At 54.1% G+C, this 17,486-nt stretch carries 20 protein-coding genes; 5 read left to right on the top strand and 15 right to left on the bottom strand.

What is annotated here, in order from left to right; genetic code table 11:
- Positions 1–3: 3 nt before the first annotated feature.
- A complete protein-coding gene (gene hisB / locus H7848_RS11365; RefSeq protein WP_208351511.1) occupies positions 4–591 on the bottom strand; it encodes an imidazoleglycerol-phosphate dehydratase HisB in 588 nt (195 codons plus the stop codon).
- 105 nt (positions 592–696) lie between these two features.
- On the opposite strand from hisB, the gene H7848_RS11360 reads away from it, so the two are divergent.
- Positions 697–2,304 carry a peptide chain release factor 3 gene (locus H7848_RS11360; RefSeq protein ID WP_208351456.1) on the top strand — a complete coding sequence of 536 codons (1,608 nt, stop codon included), beginning with the start codon at positions 697–699 and terminating at the stop codon, positions 2,302–2,304.
- Positions 2,305–3,225, top strand: coding sequence for a glycosyltransferase family 2 protein (locus H7848_RS11355; protein ID WP_208351454.1), 921 nt, complete (start codon positions 2,305–2,307; stop codon positions 3,223–3,225).
- A gap of 9 nt (positions 3,226–3,234) precedes the next feature.
- Here H7848_RS11355 and H7848_RS11350 read toward each other — a convergent pair whose 3' ends face one another.
- Complete coding sequence (locus tag H7848_RS11350) at positions 3,235–3,894, bottom strand: YARHG domain-containing protein (RefSeq protein ID WP_208351452.1); 660 nt, start codon at positions 3,892–3,894, stop codon at positions 3,235–3,237.
- A gap of 354 nt (positions 3,895–4,248) precedes the next feature.
- Here H7848_RS11350 and H7848_RS11345 point away from each other — a divergent pair, with 354 nt between their 5' ends.
- Positions 4,249–5,586 carry a DEAD/DEAH box helicase gene (locus H7848_RS11345; protein ID WP_208351450.1) on the top strand — a complete coding sequence of 446 codons (1,338 nt, stop codon included), beginning with the start codon at positions 4,249–4,251 and terminating at the stop codon, positions 5,584–5,586.
- 40 nt (positions 5,587–5,626) lie between these two features.
- On the opposite strand, the gene H7848_RS11340 is transcribed toward H7848_RS11345, so the two are convergent.
- Together H7848_RS11340 and H7848_RS11335 are read right to left on the bottom strand one after the other, a co-directional pair.
- Positions 5,627–5,875, bottom strand: a complete 249-nt coding sequence (locus tag H7848_RS11340; RefSeq protein WP_208351449.1) for a hypothetical protein — start codon at positions 5,873–5,875, stop codon at positions 5,627–5,629.
- A 364-nt stretch (positions 5,876–6,239) separates the two neighbouring features.
- Entirely contained in the window at positions 6,240–6,764 is a 525-nt protein-coding gene (locus tag H7848_RS11335) for a DUF3833 domain-containing protein (RefSeq protein WP_208351446.1), read from the bottom strand.
- 53 nt (positions 6,765–6,817) lie between these two features.
- On the opposite strand from H7848_RS11335, the gene H7848_RS11330 reads away from it, so the two are divergent.
- Positions 6,818–7,543 carry a L,D-transpeptidase family protein gene (locus tag H7848_RS11330; RefSeq protein ID WP_208351443.1) on the top strand — a complete coding sequence of 242 codons (726 nt, stop codon included), beginning with the start codon at positions 6,818–6,820 and terminating at the stop codon, positions 7,541–7,543.
- Between the two features lie 32 nt (positions 7,544–7,575).
- On the opposite strand, the gene H7848_RS11325 is transcribed toward H7848_RS11330, so the two are convergent.
- The 6 genes from H7848_RS11325 to H7848_RS11300 all read right to left on the bottom strand — a co-directional run bounded on the left by H7848_RS11325 (position 7,576) and on the right by H7848_RS11300 (position 12,284).
- Positions 7,576–8,088, bottom strand: coding sequence for a pyridoxamine 5'-phosphate oxidase family protein (locus tag H7848_RS11325; RefSeq protein ID WP_208351440.1), 513 nt, complete (start codon positions 8,086–8,088; stop codon positions 7,576–7,578).
- Positions 8,089–8,099: 11 nt separating this feature from the next.
- On the bottom strand, positions 8,100–8,297 hold the full coding sequence (locus H7848_RS11320; RefSeq protein ID WP_208351435.1) for a CsbD family protein: 198 nt from the start codon (positions 8,295–8,297) through the stop codon (positions 8,100–8,102).
- Between the two features lie 69 nt (positions 8,298–8,366).
- A complete protein-coding gene (locus H7848_RS20190) occupies positions 8,367–9,842 on the bottom strand; it encodes a phospholipase D family protein (protein WP_272874399.1) in 1,476 nt (491 codons plus the stop codon).
- Positions 9,835–11,565 carry a sensor histidine kinase gene (locus H7848_RS11310; RefSeq protein WP_208351433.1) on the bottom strand — a complete coding sequence of 577 codons (1,731 nt, stop codon included), beginning with the start codon at positions 11,563–11,565 and terminating at the stop codon, positions 9,835–9,837. Before H7848_RS11310 ends, H7848_RS20190 begins: the two co-directional genes overlap by 8 nt.
- A 10-nt stretch (positions 11,566–11,575) precedes the next feature.
- A complete protein-coding gene (locus tag H7848_RS11305) occupies positions 11,576–12,121 on the bottom strand; it encodes an RNA polymerase sigma factor (RefSeq protein WP_208351509.1) in 546 nt (181 codons plus the stop codon).
- On the bottom strand, positions 12,114–12,284 hold the full coding sequence (locus H7848_RS11300; RefSeq protein WP_208351430.1) for a NepR family anti-sigma factor: 171 nt from the start codon (positions 12,282–12,284) through the stop codon (positions 12,114–12,116). Before H7848_RS11300 ends, H7848_RS11305 begins: the two co-directional genes overlap by 8 nt.
- Before the next feature lie 91 nt (positions 12,285–12,375).
- On the opposite strand from H7848_RS11300, the gene H7848_RS11295 reads away from it, so the two are divergent.
- On the top strand, positions 12,376–13,188 hold the full coding sequence (locus H7848_RS11295; protein WP_208351427.1) for a response regulator: 813 nt from the start codon (positions 12,376–12,378) through the stop codon (positions 13,186–13,188).
- A gap of 41 nt (positions 13,189–13,229) precedes the next feature.
- Here the strand turns inward: H7848_RS11295 and H7848_RS11290 are convergent, their stop codons facing one another.
- The 5 genes from H7848_RS11290 to H7848_RS11270 form a co-directional block, all read right to left on the bottom strand.
- Positions 13,230–13,724, bottom strand: coding sequence for a Dps family protein (locus H7848_RS11290; protein ID WP_208351424.1), 495 nt, complete (start codon positions 13,722–13,724; stop codon positions 13,230–13,232).
- 59 nt (positions 13,725–13,783) lie between these two features.
- The gene (locus H7848_RS11285; RefSeq protein ID WP_208351422.1) at positions 13,784–15,427 is read right to left on the bottom strand and encodes an acetolactate synthase large subunit; all 1,644 of its coding nucleotides are present in this window, start codon (positions 15,425–15,427) and stop codon (positions 13,784–13,786) included.
- A gap of 7 nt (positions 15,428–15,434) precedes the next feature.
- Positions 15,435–16,772: an NADP-specific glutamate dehydrogenase gene (gene gdhA, locus H7848_RS11280; RefSeq protein ID WP_208351419.1), complete on the bottom strand. Its 1,338-nt coding sequence runs from the start codon at positions 16,770–16,772 to the stop codon at positions 15,435–15,437.
- 71 nt (positions 16,773–16,843) lie between these two features.
- Positions 16,844–17,017 carry a DUF1328 domain-containing protein gene (locus H7848_RS11275; protein ID WP_208351418.1) on the bottom strand — a complete coding sequence of 58 codons (174 nt, stop codon included), beginning with the start codon at positions 17,015–17,017 and terminating at the stop codon, positions 16,844–16,846.
- 85 nt (positions 17,018–17,102) lie between these two features.
- Positions 17,103–17,477, bottom strand: a complete 375-nt coding sequence (locus H7848_RS11270; protein WP_208351411.1) for a hypothetical protein — start codon at positions 17,475–17,477, stop codon at positions 17,103–17,105.
- Positions 17,478–17,486 lie beyond the last annotated feature (9 nt).

Below are 17,486 nucleotides of genomic sequence, written 5' to 3'. Positions count from 1 at the left end.
GCCCTAAAGCGTCCCTTTGGTCGAGGGGATGTCGCCCGATTTGCGCGGATCAACCTCAACCGCCGCCCGCAATGCGCGGGCGACAGCTTTGAACGCGGCCTCGGCAATGTGGTGGCTGTTGAACCCATGCAGCCGGTCGATATGCAGCGTGATCCCCCCATGAGTCGCCAAGGCTTGAAAGAATTCCTGCACAAGCTCGGTATCAAAAGTGCCGATTTTCGGTGTTGGCACGTCCAGATTGCAGATCAAAAACGGCCGCCCCGACAGATCCAACGCACAGCGCACCTGCGCGTCATCCATCGGCAGGTGGCATTCCCCGTACCGCCGAATACCCCGCTTGTCCCCCAACGCCTGCGTCAGCGCCTGGCCCAGGGCGATCCCTGTATCCTCAACCGTGTGGTGGTCATCGATATGCAAATCGCCCTTGGCCCGGATCGTCATATCGATCAACGCATGACGGGCCAGCTGATCCAGCATATGGTCGAAAAAGCCCACACCGGTCTGGTTGTCATAGGCCCCGGTGCCATCCAGATTGACCTCGACCGTGATCTCGGTCTCGGCGGTTTTGCGGCTGACGGTTGCTGTTCGCATCATTCCATTCCCTTATCGCCCGCCTGCTATAAGCACTTTGACCGTCCACGCCAAGACAGATTGCGGAATTGCACGTGCCAACCCGATGTCTTATATGCCGCGGCTATGTTGGATCGCACTTCAAACCGCCCTGCCCTGCCGCCCGAGATCGCGCGGCGTCGGACCTTTGCCATCATCTCGCACCCCGATGCGGGCAAGACGACGCTGACCGAGAAATTTCTGCTATATGGCGGCGCGATACAGATGGCCGGCCAAGTGCGTGCGAAGGGTGAGGCGCGGCGGACCCGGTCGGACTTCATGCAGATGGAAAAGGATCGGGGGATTTCGGTCTCGGCCTCGGCGATGTCGTTTGATTTCAAGGACTTCCGCTTCAATCTGGTCGACACGCCAGGTCACAGTGACTTTTCCGAGGACACCTATCGCACGCTGACCGCTGTGGATGCGGCCGTGATGGTGATCGACGGGGCCAAGGGCGTGGAAAGCCAGACGCAGAAACTGTTTGAGGTCTGCCGCCTGCGCGACCTGCCGATCTTGACCTTCTGCAACAAGATGGACCGTGAAAGCCGCGATACCTTTGAGATTATTGACGAAATTCAGGAAAACCTGGCAATCGACGTGACACCGGCCAGCTGGCCCATCGGGCGCGGGCGCGACTTTATTGGTTGTTATGACATCCTGCGCGACCGGCTGGATCTGATGGACCGCGCCGACCGCAACAAGGTTGCCGAAAGCATCGCGATTGAGGGGCTGGATGACCCGAAACTGGCCGAACATGTGCCCGCCGACCTGCTTAAGGTCTTTCTGGAAGAAATCGAGATGGCGCGCGAGTTGCTGCCGCCCCTGGACCAGCAGGCGCTGCTGGACGGGACGCTGACGCCGATCTGGTTCGGCTCGGCCATCAATTCTTTTGGCGTGAAAGAACTGATGGAAGGGATCGCCCAGTTCGGCCCAGAACCTCAGCCCCAATCCGCCACCCCCCGTCAGGTCAGCCCCGATGAAACCAAAGTCGCTGGTTTTGTCTTTAAAGTTCAGGCGAACATGGACCCCAAGCACCGCGATAGGGTGGCTTTTGTGCGTCTGGCTTCAGGCCATTTCAAACGCGGGATGAAGCTGACCCATGTGCGGTCGAAAAAACCGATGGCGATCAGCAATCCGGTTCTGTTTCTGGCAAGCGACCGCGAACTGGCCGAAGAAGCTTGGGCCGGTGATATCATCGGCATTCCGAACCATGGCCAACTGCGTATCGGCGACACCCTGACCGAGGGCGAAGCGATCCGTGTGACCGGCATCCCGTCATTCGCGCCCGAGTTGCTGCAAGGCGTCCGCGCGGGCGATCCGATGAAGGCCAAACATCTGGAAAAAGCCCTGATGCAATTTGCCGAAGAAGGCGCGGCCAAGGTTTTCAAACCCGCCATCGGGTCGGGCTTTATCGTGGGCGTCGTGGGCCAGTTGCAGTTTGAGGTTTTGGCCAGCCGGATTGAGCTGGAATACGGTCTGCCCGTGCGCTTTGATGCGTCGCAATTCACCTCGGCCCGGTGGGTGTCGGGCGACAGGCTGGCTATGGATAAATTCGTCAACGACAATAAACAGCATATCAGTTATGATCATGACGGCGACATCGTTTATCTGACGCGGCTGCAATGGGACATCGACCGGGTCGAACGGGACTATCCGGATGTCAAACTGACCGCGACGAAAGAGATGATGGTCTGAATGACCAGATGGGGTGTCGTCGCCACGGCCAAAGCGCCGGCCGTCGATATCATGAATTTCGCGGCCCATCACCTGCAGCTTGGTGCGGCGCGCGTGCATATCTATCTGGATGATGACAATACACACGCCGAGACGACGTTGCGCAGTCAGAAAAGCTGCCTGGTCACTGTCTGCAATCAGACCTACTGGAAAAACCTGCGTGGAAAGCGCCCGCCGAAACATCAGGTTCGCCAGCTTTTCAATGCAACGGATGCCTATGCCCGCACCGATGATCTGGACTGGCTGATCCATCTGGATGTCGACGAATTTCTTTGGCCGAATGATACTGTTGCGGCGATATTGGGCCGTGAAGCAGACCAGACATTTTGCCTTCGGATCAGACCGTGGGAGGCCCTGAGCGGCGGTCAGGCCTTCAAGGCTTTTGTCCCTGATGGCAAAGAGCGTCGCCAGCTTTCACAAAAACTCTATCCAACTTTCGGGCGCTATCTGAAAGGTGGGTTTATCAGCCATATCGCGGGCAAACTCTTTGTCAGATGCGGATTTCAGAACGTGCAACTGCGCATCCATAACGTCCGTCAAGGCGGCACCCAGAATCCGGGGCTGTCCACAACGCGCGCGATGTCGGTCCTGCATCTGCATTACAAGGATTGGGACGATTGGCTGGCCCGCTACCACTTTCGCCATCAGATGGGATCTTATCGTCCCGACCTGCCACCTGCGCGCAAGGACGATGGGATGAACCTTCATCAGGTGCTGGGCCATCTTGAAGAATGTGACGGTCAGGTCGGGTTAAAACAGTTCTTTGACGAAGTCTGCGCTGACACACCGGCACACCGTGAAAGACTGGATCGATTTGATTTACTAAAACTGTGCGATCTGCAGCTTGAGACAACCCGCGCCAGATGGTTTCCAGATAGTTAAAGCGCAAGCCTAGCCCGCCGCGTTAGAACAGGCACCGCCTTGATCGGTCAGGGTGCTGATCTGGAATGAATTGGCAAAAATCCACCCTGTCACCCCGGTTGCGCGTCCTTCGGGGAAAACGGTTACAAAATGCCAGGCCTGACCGGCCGCGCTGCCATCAAGCATATTAAACGTCTTATCCTGCAGCCGCACCGGATGGGTCTGCGATATGTCACTGCGCGCCTCAGCCCGGTCCAACACACGGGCCGATGTTTCAGGCGCCGAATAGATGTTCAAAGCAGGCCCATTATAATCGATGCAGATAAACTCAGCCCGCCAATCCTCGGTCGTGGGGGGCTGGACGTCCAGTTCCATTCTGTCGGACATATATCGAAGAAAGGGCGCACGATTGCTGATATCGGTATCAACGCCACATCCCAGGGCGCGTTCATCCCGGCGGATCAGTTCGATCATTTTGCGGGCCGCGGCGCTGATAACCGGGGACCGCGTTATACAGTCCGAGTTGTCAAAAACCGCCTGCCCCAAGGGCGAAGAAAAGCAGTATCCCCCCTGATCCAGCATCGCATTGCGTGCAAACCAAAGTTCATTGCATTGCGGATTGTCATTGGCTGCCCAAACCGGGGCGCACAGGATAAAAACCGCAAGAAGACATGATAAAAACTGCTTCATGATGATACAGGGCTACTCGATTCAGTTTTTCCTATGATGCACTGTTATAGCGCAGAACCAAACAATCTATTACCCCAAAAACGGATTTGTGACCAAGCAATCGTTGGGCCATGAATGATCATCTGCTTATTTTTTAGGCTAAAAAAGAGTGGCCTTCAGAACACCAAAAGTTTCGCACGTACCGTAATTTGTGCAAAACTGCATCATTCTGGCCCGCCAAACAGGCATTTCTTGACCTGAGCTGGTAAACAAGTTAGGCGGAGCCCAGATAAGGAACGGCGCAATTGATGCGCGGGCCATGCGGGCCATCCTTGAAATGGTGCGGGCGTGGTTTGTCCGCAAAAGCGGACACATATGACAAAATTTTCTGACTTGAAGTTGGACCCCAAGGTCCTGAAAGCTATCGAAGACGCAGGCTATACTGAACCCACACCGATCCAGGCGGGGGCGATCCCATCAGCTTTGGATGGGCGCGACGTACTTGGCATCGCGCAAACCGGCACCGGTAAGACCGCCAGCTTTACGCTGCCGATGATCACGCTTTTGTCGAAGGGACGCGCGCGGGCACGGATGCCGCGCAGTCTGGTGCTGGCACCCACACGCGAACTGGCGGCACAGGTCGCCGAAAACTTTGATATATATGCAAAAAACACAAAACTGACGAAGGCGCTGTTGATCGGTGGTGTCAGCTTTAAGGAACAAGAGACGCTGATTGACCGCGGCGTCGACGTTCTGATCGCGACGCCGGGTCGGCTTTTGGATCACTTCGAACGCGGCAAACTGCTGCTGACTGGAGTGCAGATCATGGTCGTGGATGAAGCCGACCGGATGCTGGATATGGGCTTTATTCCTGATATCGAACGCATCTTCAACCTGACGCCCTTTACCCGCCAGACGCTGTTTTTCAGCGCCACCATGGCCCCCGAAATTGAGCGGATCACGAATACCTTTCTGTCGAATCCCGCCAAGGTCGAAGTCGCCCGTGCCGCGACGACCGGCGAAAACATCACGCAAGGCGTAGTGCTTTTCAAAGCCAGTCGACGTGATCGCGAAGGTACTGAAAAGCGTAAGGTTTTGCGTGCTTTGATCGATGCCGAGGGCAACGCCTGCACCAATGCCATCATCTTTTGCAACCGCAAGACCGATGTGGATATCTGTGCGAAGTCGCTGAAGAAATACGGCTATGACGCTGCCCCCATCCATGGGGATCTGGACCAGTCCAAGCGTATGGACATCCTTCAGCAGTTTCGGGATGGAACCCTACGGTTTCTTTGTGCGTCTGATGTGGCGGCCCGTGGTCTGGATATTCCCAGCGTCAGCCATGTTTTCAACTATGACGTTCCCGGCCATGCCGAAGATTATGTGCACCGTATCGGGCGCACAGGACGTGCCGGTCGGACCGGGCGCGCGCTGATGATCTGTTCCAAGCGCGATGAAAAAAATCTTAACGCCATTGAAGAACTAGTCAAAATGGAAATTCCGCGGGTCGAAAACCCGGTAAAGTCTGTGGAACCACACGAAAAACCACCCGTCGAGGAAAAAGCTGCAGCCCCCCGCCGCGCCCGAAAATCCGACGGTGACCGATCTGAGCGGAAGCCCAATAACCGGCAGGATCGTAACAGCGTCATCGGAATGGGCGATCACCTGCCAAGCTTCATCGCCAAAAGCTTCGAAGAGCGGCGCGCAGGTTAACAGCTTCTGAAAACATCAAATATAGTGCGTTGTAACGGTATCAGCCGTGCAACGCTTGTGCGATTTTCAAGTCAACAAAATTCCGACCACTGTGTCCCGCCGCACAGCGCACGCCTTTGTCAGCGTCTAGTTTTGCCCAACACGCAATAGATGCGTGGAACACAAAACTAACGAACAAAGGAGTGCAAAAATGACCGAATATCACAAATTTGACGAAGAAATGATCAACGCAACGCTTGACGCTGCGCGCGATCATTAAGCCGAAGCTGGACTGGATCGGGTCACGCATTCATCTGCTTTGCCGGATTCAGGGAAACTTAGCCGTCATGCTGAATGCATTTCCGTCAAGGTCGAGAACGACAAGATTTGTCTTGAGCTGCCCCTTGGCGTCGGCAAGACTTGTGTTCCGATCCCGGTCAAATTCCCAAATGGCACCGCGGCACAGGCTTGTCTGAAAATCTGCACAACATTCGGAATACCGACCGGTGTCAAAGTGACCGTGTCGATCGACGGCATTGAAGGTATCTTGAAAACCTTTGGTAAGTGTTGATTTTTATATTTGATCCCCGGTGAAAAGCGCTTGCCATCGCTTTTCACCAAGCAGCCACAGGTGATTACAGCGTTGCCTGTGACCTTTACCTAAAAGCCTTTCATCACTGCTTTTCAAACATGATCGTGACGACCCCGACATCGACGCCGAACCGCTTCATATAGGCTTTGTTCAGCAGCCGATCTTCGGTCAAAAGCCACATCCAGTCATCAAAACTGACCCGCATCGTACCATCGCGGACCGGAAGATCGATGGTATACTGCCAATTAAAGACATCGCCGTGCTCTTCACCCGTTGCAACGCCAATGACACCCGGCGCGCTGCCGCGCCAAGTGTTTTCGCCAGTTTTCTGTAATTCCCAAATCCGTCGCTCGGTCGAGCCATCATCGTAAACAAAATCTTCGACCAGCCGCAGCGTTCGTCCATCCCAGGTGCCGTCAATCGTGACTTCAAAACGGCGACGTACCGTTCCAAAGATATCCTGAAACTGGCCATAGGCGACCAGTTTACCTTCAAAAAATTCTTCCAGATTCAATTCGCGCGATGACAACGCGTCATCCTGCAGCGATGGCTTGCCTGTACAGGCAGCCAAAAACATAGTGACAAAAATCAGGGCAATCAGGCGCATTGCATCGTTCCTTTTTCAGTAATACGTCATGGGGCAAGAATTGGATGAGGCCCTTGAAACGTTTGATCTTTCAATTGTCTGTTGTGGCGGCAGTGGCGGCGATCGCCATCGTTATGCTGCGATCCAATGACAGCCGCCCGCCACCGCGCGACATCAATGAAATCCGGGCGCGGCTAACACCTGACTTGCAAAGCAGTTTTGCCGACCGCGATTTGCGCTTCGGTGCGCCCATCTTCATCCGGATTTTCAAAGAAGAACGCGAATTAGAGCTTTGGGTCGATCAGGGCGACACCTTTGTTTTGTTCCGGACCTACCCGATCTGCACCTACTCTGGCACACTGGGTCCGAAATTGCAGGAAGGCGACTTGCAATCGCCCGAGGGGTTTTACTTGGTTCCACCTTCATCCATGAACCCCAACAGCAGCTACCATCTGTCGTTTAATCTTGGATTTCCAAACGCCTATGACCGCGCCGCTGACAGAACCGGCAGCTTTCTGATGGTGCATGGTGATTGTGTGTCGGTCGGATGCTATGCGATGACTGATCCGGTAATTGAAGAAATTTACGTCATCGCCGAAGCCGCACTGAACGCAGGGCAACCATTTTTTCGCGTTCATGCCTTTCCGTTTCGGATGACAGACCAACGGATGAAGCTGGCCCACGGTCATATGTGGGAAGACTTCTGGCTGAATTTGAAGCAAGGATATGATCTGTTTGAAAATACAAAACGCCCGCCGGACGTCGAAGTCGAAGACGGGCGCTATGTTTTTGAAATATAAAACCAACCGAACGAACGGCTGATTTGTCATGATCAAGCAGCTTTGTTGAAAGATACGATCTGTTGCGTGCCAATGGCGGGATGACTTTCTGATGTCATGGCGGCTTTGATCATTTTCCACCCGACAATCATCGCATTGCCCTCAGATGCCCAGATTGCACCATCGCGTAGGGTCATTTGCAACAGAGTTACTTTGGGATCTTCGCGACCTTCTTCGAACCAGGCGGCGGCTGCCACTGACCACAATTCATCCAATTTTTCGGTATCGGATGATTGAATGATCGTACCCCGCAGACAGGCGTGGTAATCGTGATTGTCACCCATCGCATTGTAATGGGCTGTGGCCCCTTGTCCTATGGCACGGACCAAATCGGTATCACTGGCCGTAATGAACCAAAGGCATTCGGCCTCACGATCAATAAAGTGGGTCATGGGCTGGAAATGCTGATCAGAATGATCGATCCCCAGCATTCCCGCCCGCACATTATCAAGCTGATCCCAAAGTTGACCGACGGGATCGTCTTCGGCGCGTTCTATATCTGACATCTGATCGCTCCTTAGGCCGCTTTCATCCAGTCATCGACTTCGCGTTCAGCCTCTTCACGAGTTTTGCCATATTTTTCCTGGATCAAACCGACCAGCTGTTCGCGGTTACCTTCTGCTTTGTCCAATTCGTCATCTGTCAGCTCGCCCCATTTTTCCTGGGCTTTGCCTTTCAGTTGTTTCCATTGACCTTTGATTTCGTCCATATTCATAGGCGACCTCCGTCAGTCTTGAGTAAGTTACAGAATGGAAACGCCTGTCCGAGCGATGGGTTCCGATCACTATACAATATTTTCCGTGGCCCCCGGCACCGGTTGACCGATCTTTTGCGCCGCGGTTCTATCATAATAGACCAGAAAACCATTGCGATCCGACGGCATAGCAATCGTATCATCGCGGACGCGTTTTTGTATCGTATCAAAAACCGATGTCAGATCATCCTGAGTCAAATCCGGATCGTCAAACCACCAATGTTCTAAAAGCGCCCTTCGTGCATCCCGAACCCGATCATGATCCCTGATTTCAACGCCGGCTTCGGTATCCCACCTTAAGCTGCGCCCGTTCAGATTAGCCGATGAAACCAGCAGATAATCATCATCTGCCACCAGAACCTTGGAATGTACGTAAATGATCGGGGACCCGTGCAGGGTATCGCGATCTTGGCTGCCACATTGTTTTGGCTGGACCGGGGCGGCGATCACACAGCGGTCTTCAAAGGCCTCCATGATCATCTTCAGGCAATCCGCCTGCAAATGCTCACCATATCTGGCATCCAGTGACCGGCTTGACTCAAAGGCCACATCTTCGGGCGCCGCGGGCAACACAATCACCAACCTTAAATCCCGCCGCCCTGCGGCCGTTACAAGCGCTTCGGCAATGACGCGACTGCGCAGAAACTGCGTTTCGATATAGATCAGATGTCTGGCCCCGTTGATCGCATCAAGATGGGCCTGCTCTAACTCACGCACAGTGGTCTGAGGCGACAGAAAAGGCAGATTGATCTTGCGCGGCCGTGACAGAGTCCGCAAAAGCCCAGGTCGAACTGCAGTATCCCGTTTGCCCGCCGTTTCATCCAGAAACTGCTCAAGATGATCGGCCGCACTGGCCGCTTCAGGCCCTTTCAGGAACACCTGAATATCGTGCCAGGTGTCGGCACTTTCTGTCTTATGATCAGGGTCGTCATAGCGACGGTTGTTCAGATCAAGCCCCCCGATATAAAGCGCCTTGCGGTCAATGACCGCCAGTTTCTGATGGTGGGTGACGGGATGTAACTGAGGTAAAACAGGCTGATCCCCCAGACCGACGGCTTCTTTCGGGTGGGCCTGACGCATGGCCTCCCATCTTTTTTTCAAGGTCGCAGGCGAAAACCCAAGCCGTGGCAATAACCCTGCCCGCGCAGGATGTGTTGCCGGGATCACCTGCAACAGGCCACAATCGGGACTGTCGCTTAGCACTTCACTTAAGGCCGCAGCCTGGCGCACCGTCCGCCATGTCAGGCTATGAAGGCGCGTCGCCATAACGGGATCGAAATCAGACAGGATCAGCCGAAAATCAACGCCCCGCTGCAGGGTGTGGCGGATCAGATCAAACCAGGTGTCGCCGATTTCCAGTGCCTCATCCGACTGCAACGACGTCATCATGTCAAAGATCCGAAACCCAGCCAGTACCTGCCGTTCGGCACCCAGTACGGCTTTTTCAAAAACCGGATAGGCCTGTTGCGCGGTGACCAGAAGCTGAAAGTCGTCAGTATCAGGCATCCGGATCGGCCCTTGTTTCCTTTTCGTTTTCTTCGGCTGTGAATTCCTGCACATGAAAATCGACAACGATACGATAGGCCTTTTCGTCCTGAACAACCTGACTGGTGCCGTCGATCTGATCGACAAAGGCACTGATCAGCCGGGTTCCCAATCCGTCGGATGCATCGGTGGCGACCTCGTCCGTCATTTGATCCCCTTTGCTGTTTTCGATCATCAACCGGACCGATTGGTCTGATGGATCATGCGCCAGCGACACCGACAGCCGCGCCGATCCATCCGATGGTTTTCCCAGATATTTAACCGCATTGGCTAATGCCTCGGACACCAGCAATGACAGTGGTACCGCCTGATCAGGATACAGCAAAACTGCGTCAAGTCGCTTTTCAATGGCAATATCGGCGTTAGTGTCAACACCAACGGTCATCACATGATCGACGATTTCAGATATCAGATGGTCTGCGGCGACCGTGCTCATCTCAGCCGTGGTATAAAGATTGCGATGGATCGTTGACAGCCCCAGTACCCGTTCGTGCAGACGTTTTAGAACCTGCCGCACTTCGTCCGATTTTGTGGCGCGCATCTGCATATTCATGATGCTGGCGATCATCTGCAGGTTATTCTTGACCCTGTGATGTACTTCGCGCAGCAGGATCGTCTTTTGTTTCAGGTCCTCTTCCTGTTCGGCCTGTTTGGCCTGCAGCGTCTGCAACATGCGGTTATAGGCCAGCCCCACTTGTTCCAATTCGGCCGCGGCACGATCCAGCGTCACCGGCACCGCCACATCAGGATCGATCGTGTAACTGCGCATCGTGCGATAAAGTCGATCAACATGCCGCAAGACCAGTCTGTGAATGCCAAAATAGGCCACCGTCAGACTGGCAAAAAGCATCACAACGGGGAACAGCGCCAACATGATATAAGATGGCCGGGCAAACGCTGCGGCGGCACCATCCTGCCATATGCCAATCGCATAGGCTTCGCCCGGAACCACCGGAACGACCGCGTACTGCCGCCGCTGCCCATTGACGTCAGTATCGGTAAAGCTGGCACGTTCTTGTCCGATAATATCAAGCACACTGACGTCTTGTGGGAACAAATCTTCAATAGAACCATTGCTACTGTTGAAAGACAGCAAAATCCCTGTCGGGCTGAATGTGGCAAGCCGCAAATCGTCTTCAGGAAAATCCGTTTCGTTTCGAACAATTTCATGCGGCATTGATATTGAAACGATACCTTCGAACTGACCGTCGACCATCAAGGGCGAATTCACTATTATAACCGACTGCCCCGTAACCGCACCGTTCGGATTAAATGTAATCATCGGTTCGGGTGCAGCCGCTATGCGTTTAAAATCGTCAAAGTCACTAAAATCGACAATGGCATCGCGTGATGAACATCGCATGATACCGTCGGCAGCAATATGTCCCGCAAAAACATATAGATCGTCGTTGCGGACGACCTGTTGCATAAGCTCGTTGCAATAGTCCGGATCGTTCGGTCTGGCGACCAGGGCTGATACCAAACCCCGCGTTGTTCCCATTGCCCGACTTAACATCCGCCGTTCATTCGCCACGGCGCGCTCTGTCATCGATAGCAGAACACGTTCTGACAAAAGCCGCGCTTCGCCAACAATCTGTCCAGTTTGATAAACAGCGATCAATCCAAGCGGCAAAAGCACGGCTGTCAGCAATATCAACAGCCGTAGGGCCAGTGACCCCTTCATCCCCTGCGTCCTAGGCTGCGGGCTTGGCCGAAACTACGGCGACTGTCACTGCATCTGTCATTTCCAACGCTTCGTCCTCGTTTAAATGCATCAGTTCAGCCAGACGCTTGCGTGCGCGCTTGACACGACTTTTGATCGTTCCAACGGCACAACCGCACATCTCGGCTGCTTCATCATAAGCGAAGCCGGACGCCCCCACCAGTATCAAAGCTTCACGCTGTTCGTCAGGCAACTGATCGAATGCAACATGAAAGTCATTCATTTGCAAACGTCCGTCATGCGCAGGCTTCTGCGATAATTGTGCGGCGTGGACACCATCGATATCCTCAACCTCGCGTTTCAACTTGCGACGGTTGGAATAGAATGTATTTCGCAAAATTGTAAAAAGCCAGGCACGCATATTTGTACCAGCCTGAAATTTATCCATATTGGACCATGCTTTGACGACAGCATCTTGAACAAGATCATCTGCCGCGGCGCGATTTCGGGTCAAGCTGACCGCAAACGCACGCATCGCTGGCAGGTGTTCAACCAGCTCTTCACGCGGATCAATCATTGCCATCTTTGCTTTGCTCCTCCTGCTTCAATTGCTGCAGCAAATCTGTAAGCTTATCAGGCACTTCCTCAGACAGCATATCATCAAAAAAGCGCTTCAAATTTTGGTCAACCTGATCCTCGGCGACTGATTTCGGTTTGGAAGGGGGCATATCGTTGGCCATATCATCTGCTTTTTTTTACACTCGACTGGAACTAAAACGCACTAAATCTTGTTTAGTTCCCAGAAAGTTCAAATAGGGCAAAGATATGACTATGACAAATCAGACCGCAAATCTGGCCGACGCGATCGGACCCGAACTTCCCTATCTGCGCAGATATGCACGCGCTTTGACCGGGTCGCAGCGAACAGGCGATCATTATGCGGCAGCGACGCTTGAAGCCCTGTTGGGTGACGCTGGTCTTTTTGATCGAAGTCAGTCGCCCAAGGTTGCGCTGTTTAAAGTATTTCATGGAATCTGGTCCAGTACCGGGGCACCTGTTGAAACATCAAGCATCGACAGCAATCTGGAACAGCAGGTTCAAAAACGCCTGTCAGCGCTGACACCTAACAGCCGCGAAGCTTTGCTGTTGCATACGGTTGAATCGTTGCCCCTGGACAGTGTCGCCAATGTCATGGATATTCCGCGCGATGAAGCAAAAGAGCTGGTCGAAATAGCACGCCGCGAAATGGCTGATGCACACAGTGGCAAAGTCATGATTATCGAGGATGAAGCGATCATTTCGATGGATCTGGAAGGCATCGTCAGCGAAATGGGCCATAAGGTAACAGGGATTGCCAAGACCCATAAGGCTGCCGTCAAGCTGGGCCATAGTGAGGTGCCCGATCTGATCCTTGCCGATATTCAACTTGCTGATAATTCGTCTGGTATTGATGCGGTCAATGAACTGCTTACCGATCTTGGGCAGAGGCCTGTGATCTTTATTACTGCTTTTCCAGAACGTCTGTTGACCGGCGAACGGCCGGAACCGGCTTTTCTGATCTCGAAACCCTATAATGAAGAACAGGTTCGATCAGCGGTCAGCCAGGCCTTGTTCTTTGCATCGACTGAAACGTTGACCGTCTAAAGCGAAAAATATCCCGGCCAAGGCCGGGATATTTTTTACCTTTACTTCGCAATCGCACGTAACATCCATGCAGCCTGTTCGTGAAATGCGCTGCGCTCGGTTGCAAGATCTTCGGTTACCGGATCTTTCCGACCCTCAACCAATTCGATCAATGCATGCAACCTGTGCGCCAAACGTTCATGATCTGCTGCCAGATCTTCGACCATTTCACCCGCAGAAATGGCGCCATCTTTATCATCAATCTGCGACCGCTTCATGATATCAGCCATCGCCATCGGCGCCAGATGACCCAGGGCACGAATACGTTCGGCCAGTTCATCGGCAGCTTCAAACATATTTTCATATTGCTCTTCGGTCAGGTTGTGGATGGAATAAAACAGCGGCCCTTCCACGTTCCAGTGATAGGCATGCGTCTTGAAGATCAGCCGATATGTATCGGCCAGCACGTCAGCCAGACCTTCGGCAATGCCCCGGGTGTCCCGAACACCCGTTTTCACGTCGTCTTCCCTAGGTACAACTTTCAGTGCGTCTGCCATAATAAAACCTCCTTGGTTTACGTTCATGGCATCAACGAAGACGCGCCGGAAAGGTTCCATTACTCCGCAGCTTGTGCGTCTGATCCGCTAAGGACCTGATTTTCGGAATAATCAACGGGCACGGTGATCAGTCGCGGACCGGTGCCCCGGAAAACACCTGCAAATCCATCACGCAGGGCGGACTTGCCATCAAAATGATCATGCCGCCACCCAAAGGCACGGGCCAGATGCGACCAGTCGGGATTGTCAAATGACAGTTCGGTATGGCGATCGGCCTCATCCTCTTGCTTCCATTCAATCAGACCATAGCCGCCGTCGACCCAGACCATCACAGTCAGATCCAGCCGCAGCCGGGCCGCCGTTTCCATGTCCTGCACATTCATCAGAACGTCACCGTCACCACAAATCGCCAGAATGCGGCGACCGGGATAAAGGCGCGCGGCCGCAATTGCACCGGGCAAAGCCATCCCCATACCGGCCAAACCGTTGGCTATGATGACCTGCCCGGGGGCCTTGGGCATCAGATGCCGCGCGATCCACAGTTTGTGGGCACCCACACCAGACAAGACGATATCATCGGGCTTTAGATCATCTTCGATAATGTGCAGGATGTCCGGCGGCGGTACCAAGCCTTTGTCCTGATCCGTGCGATCAGTGGTCAGTTCCGACAGCAAAGTCTGATGCAACTGAATAAAGCCATCTGACGCCCAGGTTTGCCCGCCCATCGCCTGGGTCATCGCCCGTACAGTCGCCGCTATATCGCCAACAATATCCACCGCGACAGGCCAACCCGCATCCACCGGAGAGGCCGCATCACTAATAGTGACAACCTGCGTGTGATCATTCTTGATCAGTTTTGAGGGCGGATACTCAATCGCATCAAAACCAACGCTTAGGATCAGATCGGTTTGCTTGAATGCAGCGTCTATCTTGTCATCAAAGGGCTGGCCGACCGTATAAAGATTAAGCTGATTATCTGCGGGCAATATTCCCTTGGCCATGAAGCTGCTGACGATGGGAATATGTGTAGCCTCGGCCAGTTTGCGCAGATCGTCGGATGCCGCGGCGCGGATCACACCGTTACCGGCCAGGATCAGCGGCGCCTTGGCATCTTTCAAAAGCTGCAAGGCCTGTTCAATCAGCGGCGGGTGGGCCAAGGTCTTCGGTGGATCAAGTGCGACGTCCAACGGCCCCGCCTCTATCTTGTCATCCGCGACATCCTCGGGCAGGCAGATATGCACTGCGCCCGGACGTGGTGCCCGTGACAGTTGTACCGCCCGCGCAATCGCCCCCGGAATGGCCGCCGCCGTCTGAACCGTTTGCGAATGTTTGGTTACGGGGCGAAACAAAGCCTCAAGATCAATCATCTGATGACTTTCACGCCCCATCCGATCCCGCGCACCCTGCCCCGTGATCGCAATCAACGACGCATAATCCTGCATCGCATCCGCAACACCGGTGATAAGGTTGGTGGCCCCTGGACCCAGGGTCGCCAGACACCCGGCAGGGCGCCCCGTCAGCCGCCCATGGACCGATGCCATAAAGGCCGCGGCCTGTTCATGGCGACACAGCACAAAATCTATATCCGTCTTTTCCAGCGCCAACATCAGTGCATTGTTTTCTTCGCCCGGCACGCCGTAAATCGTATCGATCCCTGCGGCCTGAAGGCATTCGGCAAACAGTTCTGCCCCTGTTTTTGTCATCTGATCCTCACATCGTACCATAGGCGACCAAGGCATCGGCGACCTTGCGATACCCCGCGATATTGGCACCGCACCGATAGTCGATGCCATTACCGGTCTTGCCTTCGCGAATAGTGCGTTCATGGATCATGCACATGATTTTCTTCAGTTCCTGATCCACCTGATCGGCTGTCATCGACCGGCGATGGGCGTTCTGGCTCATCTCAAGGCCCGAAATCGCAACGCCCCCCGCATTGGATGCCTTGCCCGGCGCGTAACTGACACCCCCCTCGCGCACGGCATGTACGGCATCTGCGGTCAAAGGCATGTTGGCCCCTTCGGCAATCAGACGAACGCCGCTATCGATCAGATCCTTGGCGGATTTTTCGTCCATCTCGTTCTGGGTGGCGCAGGGCAAAGCGATATCGGCCTCAAGCGCCCAGGGCAGCGTATCAGGTTCAAAAACCGCACCCCCCGGCGGGGCGCTGATATCAAGGCCCTGACGCTTTTGCTGACGCACCCAGTCGATCTGCTCCAGGCTTAGCCCGTCTTCCGCCACCAGTGTGCCCGAGGTATCGGACAATGAAATCACCTTGGCCCCTAGCTGCGCCGCTTTCTCGGCCGCATGGGTCGCAACATTGCCCTTGCCCGAGATTGCGATGCGCTTGCCCTCAATCTCTTGCCCCGTTTCATTCAGCATCGCCTGGACAAAATAGATCAGGCCATAACCCGTCGCCTCAACCCGCATGGCGCTGCCCCCAAAAGCTTCGCCCTTGCCTGTGACAGCCCCATGAAATTCGCCCTGCAGTTTTTTATATGCGCCGAAAAGATAGCCGATTTCACGCGTGCCGACATTGATATCACCCGCTGGCACATCGCGATCTGGCCCGATATAGCGGCCCAACTCGCCCATGAAAGCCTGACAAAACCGCATGATCTCACGGTCGCTGCGGCCTTTGGGATCAAAATCAGCACCCCCCTTTGCACCGCCCAGGGGCAGCCCGGTCAATGCGTTCTTGAAAATCTGCTCAAACCCCAGAAACTTCAGGACCGAGGCGTTCACTGAGGGATGAAACCGGATCCCCCCCTTATAGGGACCGATGGCATTTGAAAACTGAACCCGCCAGCCCCGGTTAATGTGATATTCACCTGCATCATCTTCCCAAACCACTCGAAAACCAATGATACGGTCGGGTTCGGACAGACGTTCCAGCACCTTGTTGCGCGCATAATCGGGATTGTTTTTCTCGATTGTTAAAACATCTTCGGCCACTTCCTCAACGGCCTGAAGGAATTCGTCCTGGCCCGTGTTTCGGGCGCGAACATCTTCCATGAATGTTTCAACAAGTTGCGCGCGTTCTGTCATCTAAACTCTCCAAACAAAAAGAAGAGGGCCGCTGCGAAAGCGGACCCTCTTTCAGGACATAGCTGATTATTCTATAATTTCGACCCGCCCCGCACGGCCCGCATAATCAAGGTCACGACGAACAGCACCAGGAAGACGAAGAACAGGATTTGCGCGATACCAGCGGATGCGCTGGCGATGCCGCCAAATCCGAAAACAGCCGCAATCAGTGCGACGACGAAGAAAACGACAGCCCAGTATAACATATCAGGTTCCTTTCGATGTTGCGATCTGCCCTATCAACACGCAAGCAAATGAATTGGTTCCATGAATAAAAACAGCCGAGCTTTCCTAGGCGTCGCGCAGGATCAGTTTTGCCAGAAGGTCAGACAAGATCTCATCCGAATAGGGCCGGTTTAGCGTCATCCATCCCGAATGCCTGGCCGCAGCCGTCCCGCCGTCGATTGCAATGATTTTTGTTCCGCGCTGAACCAGACCATCAATCAGGGGGTCCGAATTTAACGTCTCGGCGGATATTGCTACAAAAGCAGCCAGAACATGATCCGTGAGTGAAGACATATGCTGATGAAGCTGCTCTAACTGACGAAGATGCAAAACAACATAATCGCCGGCGGCTTTGATCGCCTCTTCCAAATCAAGGACTTCGATCAAATTATCACTAATAATCAATATATGCTGTGGCGCATCGGCCGGTCCAAGGGACATTGTGATTCC

It is taken from the genome of Pseudaestuariivita rosea, assembly GCF_017592335.1.
Taxonomy (GTDB): domain Bacteria; phylum Pseudomonadota; class Alphaproteobacteria; order Rhodobacterales; family Rhodobacteraceae; genus Parasulfitobacter; species Parasulfitobacter rosea.
This window is presented reverse-complemented; position numbering and strand designations above follow the sequence as displayed.

Bases quoted from the DNA above. Each gene is read 5' to 3' on its own strand.
- H7848_RS11275 (WP_208351418.1), bottom strand. From the start codon at position 17,017: ATGTTATACTGGGCTGTCGTTTTCTTCGTCGTCGCACTGATTGCGGCT.
- H7848_RS11295 (WP_208351427.1), top strand. From the start codon at position 12,376: ATGACAAATCAGACCGCAAATCTGGCCGACGCGATCGGACCCGAACTT.
- H7848_RS11335 (WP_208351446.1), bottom strand. From the start codon at position 6,764: ATGCGCCTGATTGCCCTGATTTTTGTCACTATGTTTTTGGCTGCCTGT.
- gdhA (WP_208351419.1), bottom strand. From the start codon at position 16,772: ATGACAGAACGCGCGCAACTTGTTGAAACATTCATGGAAGATGTTCGC.
- H7848_RS11350 (WP_208351452.1), bottom strand. From the start codon at position 3,894: ATGAAGCAGTTTTTATCATGTCTTCTTGCGGTTTTTATCCTGTGCGCC.
- H7848_RS11285 (WP_208351422.1), bottom strand. From the start codon at position 15,427: ATGACAAAAACAGGGGCAGAACTGTTTGCCGAATGCCTTCAGGCCGCA.
- H7848_RS11345 (WP_208351450.1), top strand. From the start codon at position 4,249: ATGACAAAATTTTCTGACTTGAAGTTGGACCCCAAGGTCCTGAAAGCT.
- hisB (WP_208351511.1), bottom strand. From the start codon at position 591: ATGCGAACAGCAACCGTCAGCCGCAAAACCGCCGAGACCGAGATCACG.
- H7848_RS11320 (WP_208351435.1), bottom strand. From the start codon at position 8,297: ATGAATATGGACGAAATCAAAGGTCAATGGAAACAACTGAAAGGCAAA.
- H7848_RS11305 (WP_208351509.1), bottom strand. From the start codon at position 12,121: ATGATTGATCCGCGTGAAGAGCTGGTTGAACACCTGCCAGCGATGCGT.
- H7848_RS11310 (WP_208351433.1), bottom strand. From the start codon at position 11,565: ATGAAGGGGTCACTGGCCCTACGGCTGTTGATATTGCTGACAGCCGTG.
- H7848_RS11355 (WP_208351454.1), top strand. From the start codon at position 2,305: ATGACCAGATGGGGTGTCGTCGCCACGGCCAAAGCGCCGGCCGTCGAT.
- H7848_RS11340 (WP_208351449.1), bottom strand. From the start codon at position 5,875: ATGCGTGACCCGATCCAGTCCAGCTTCGGCTTAATGATCGCGCGCAGC.
- H7848_RS11270 (WP_208351411.1), bottom strand. From the start codon at position 17,477: ATGTCCCTTGGACCGGCCGATGCGCCACAGCATATATTGATTATTAGT.
- H7848_RS11290 (WP_208351424.1), bottom strand. From the start codon at position 13,724: ATGGCAGACGCACTGAAAGTTGTACCTAGGGAAGACGACGTGAAAACG.
- H7848_RS20190 (WP_272874399.1), bottom strand. From the start codon at position 9,842: ATGCCTGATACTGACGACTTTCAGCTTCTGGTCACCGCGCAACAGGCC.
- H7848_RS11360 (WP_208351456.1), top strand. From the start codon at position 697: ATGTTGGATCGCACTTCAAACCGCCCTGCCCTGCCGCCCGAGATCGCG.
- H7848_RS11325 (WP_208351440.1), bottom strand. From the start codon at position 8,088: ATGTCAGATATAGAACGCGCCGAAGACGATCCCGTCGGTCAACTTTGG.
- H7848_RS11300 (WP_208351430.1), bottom strand. From the start codon at position 12,284: ATGGCCAACGATATGCCCCCTTCCAAACCGAAATCAGTCGCCGAGGAT.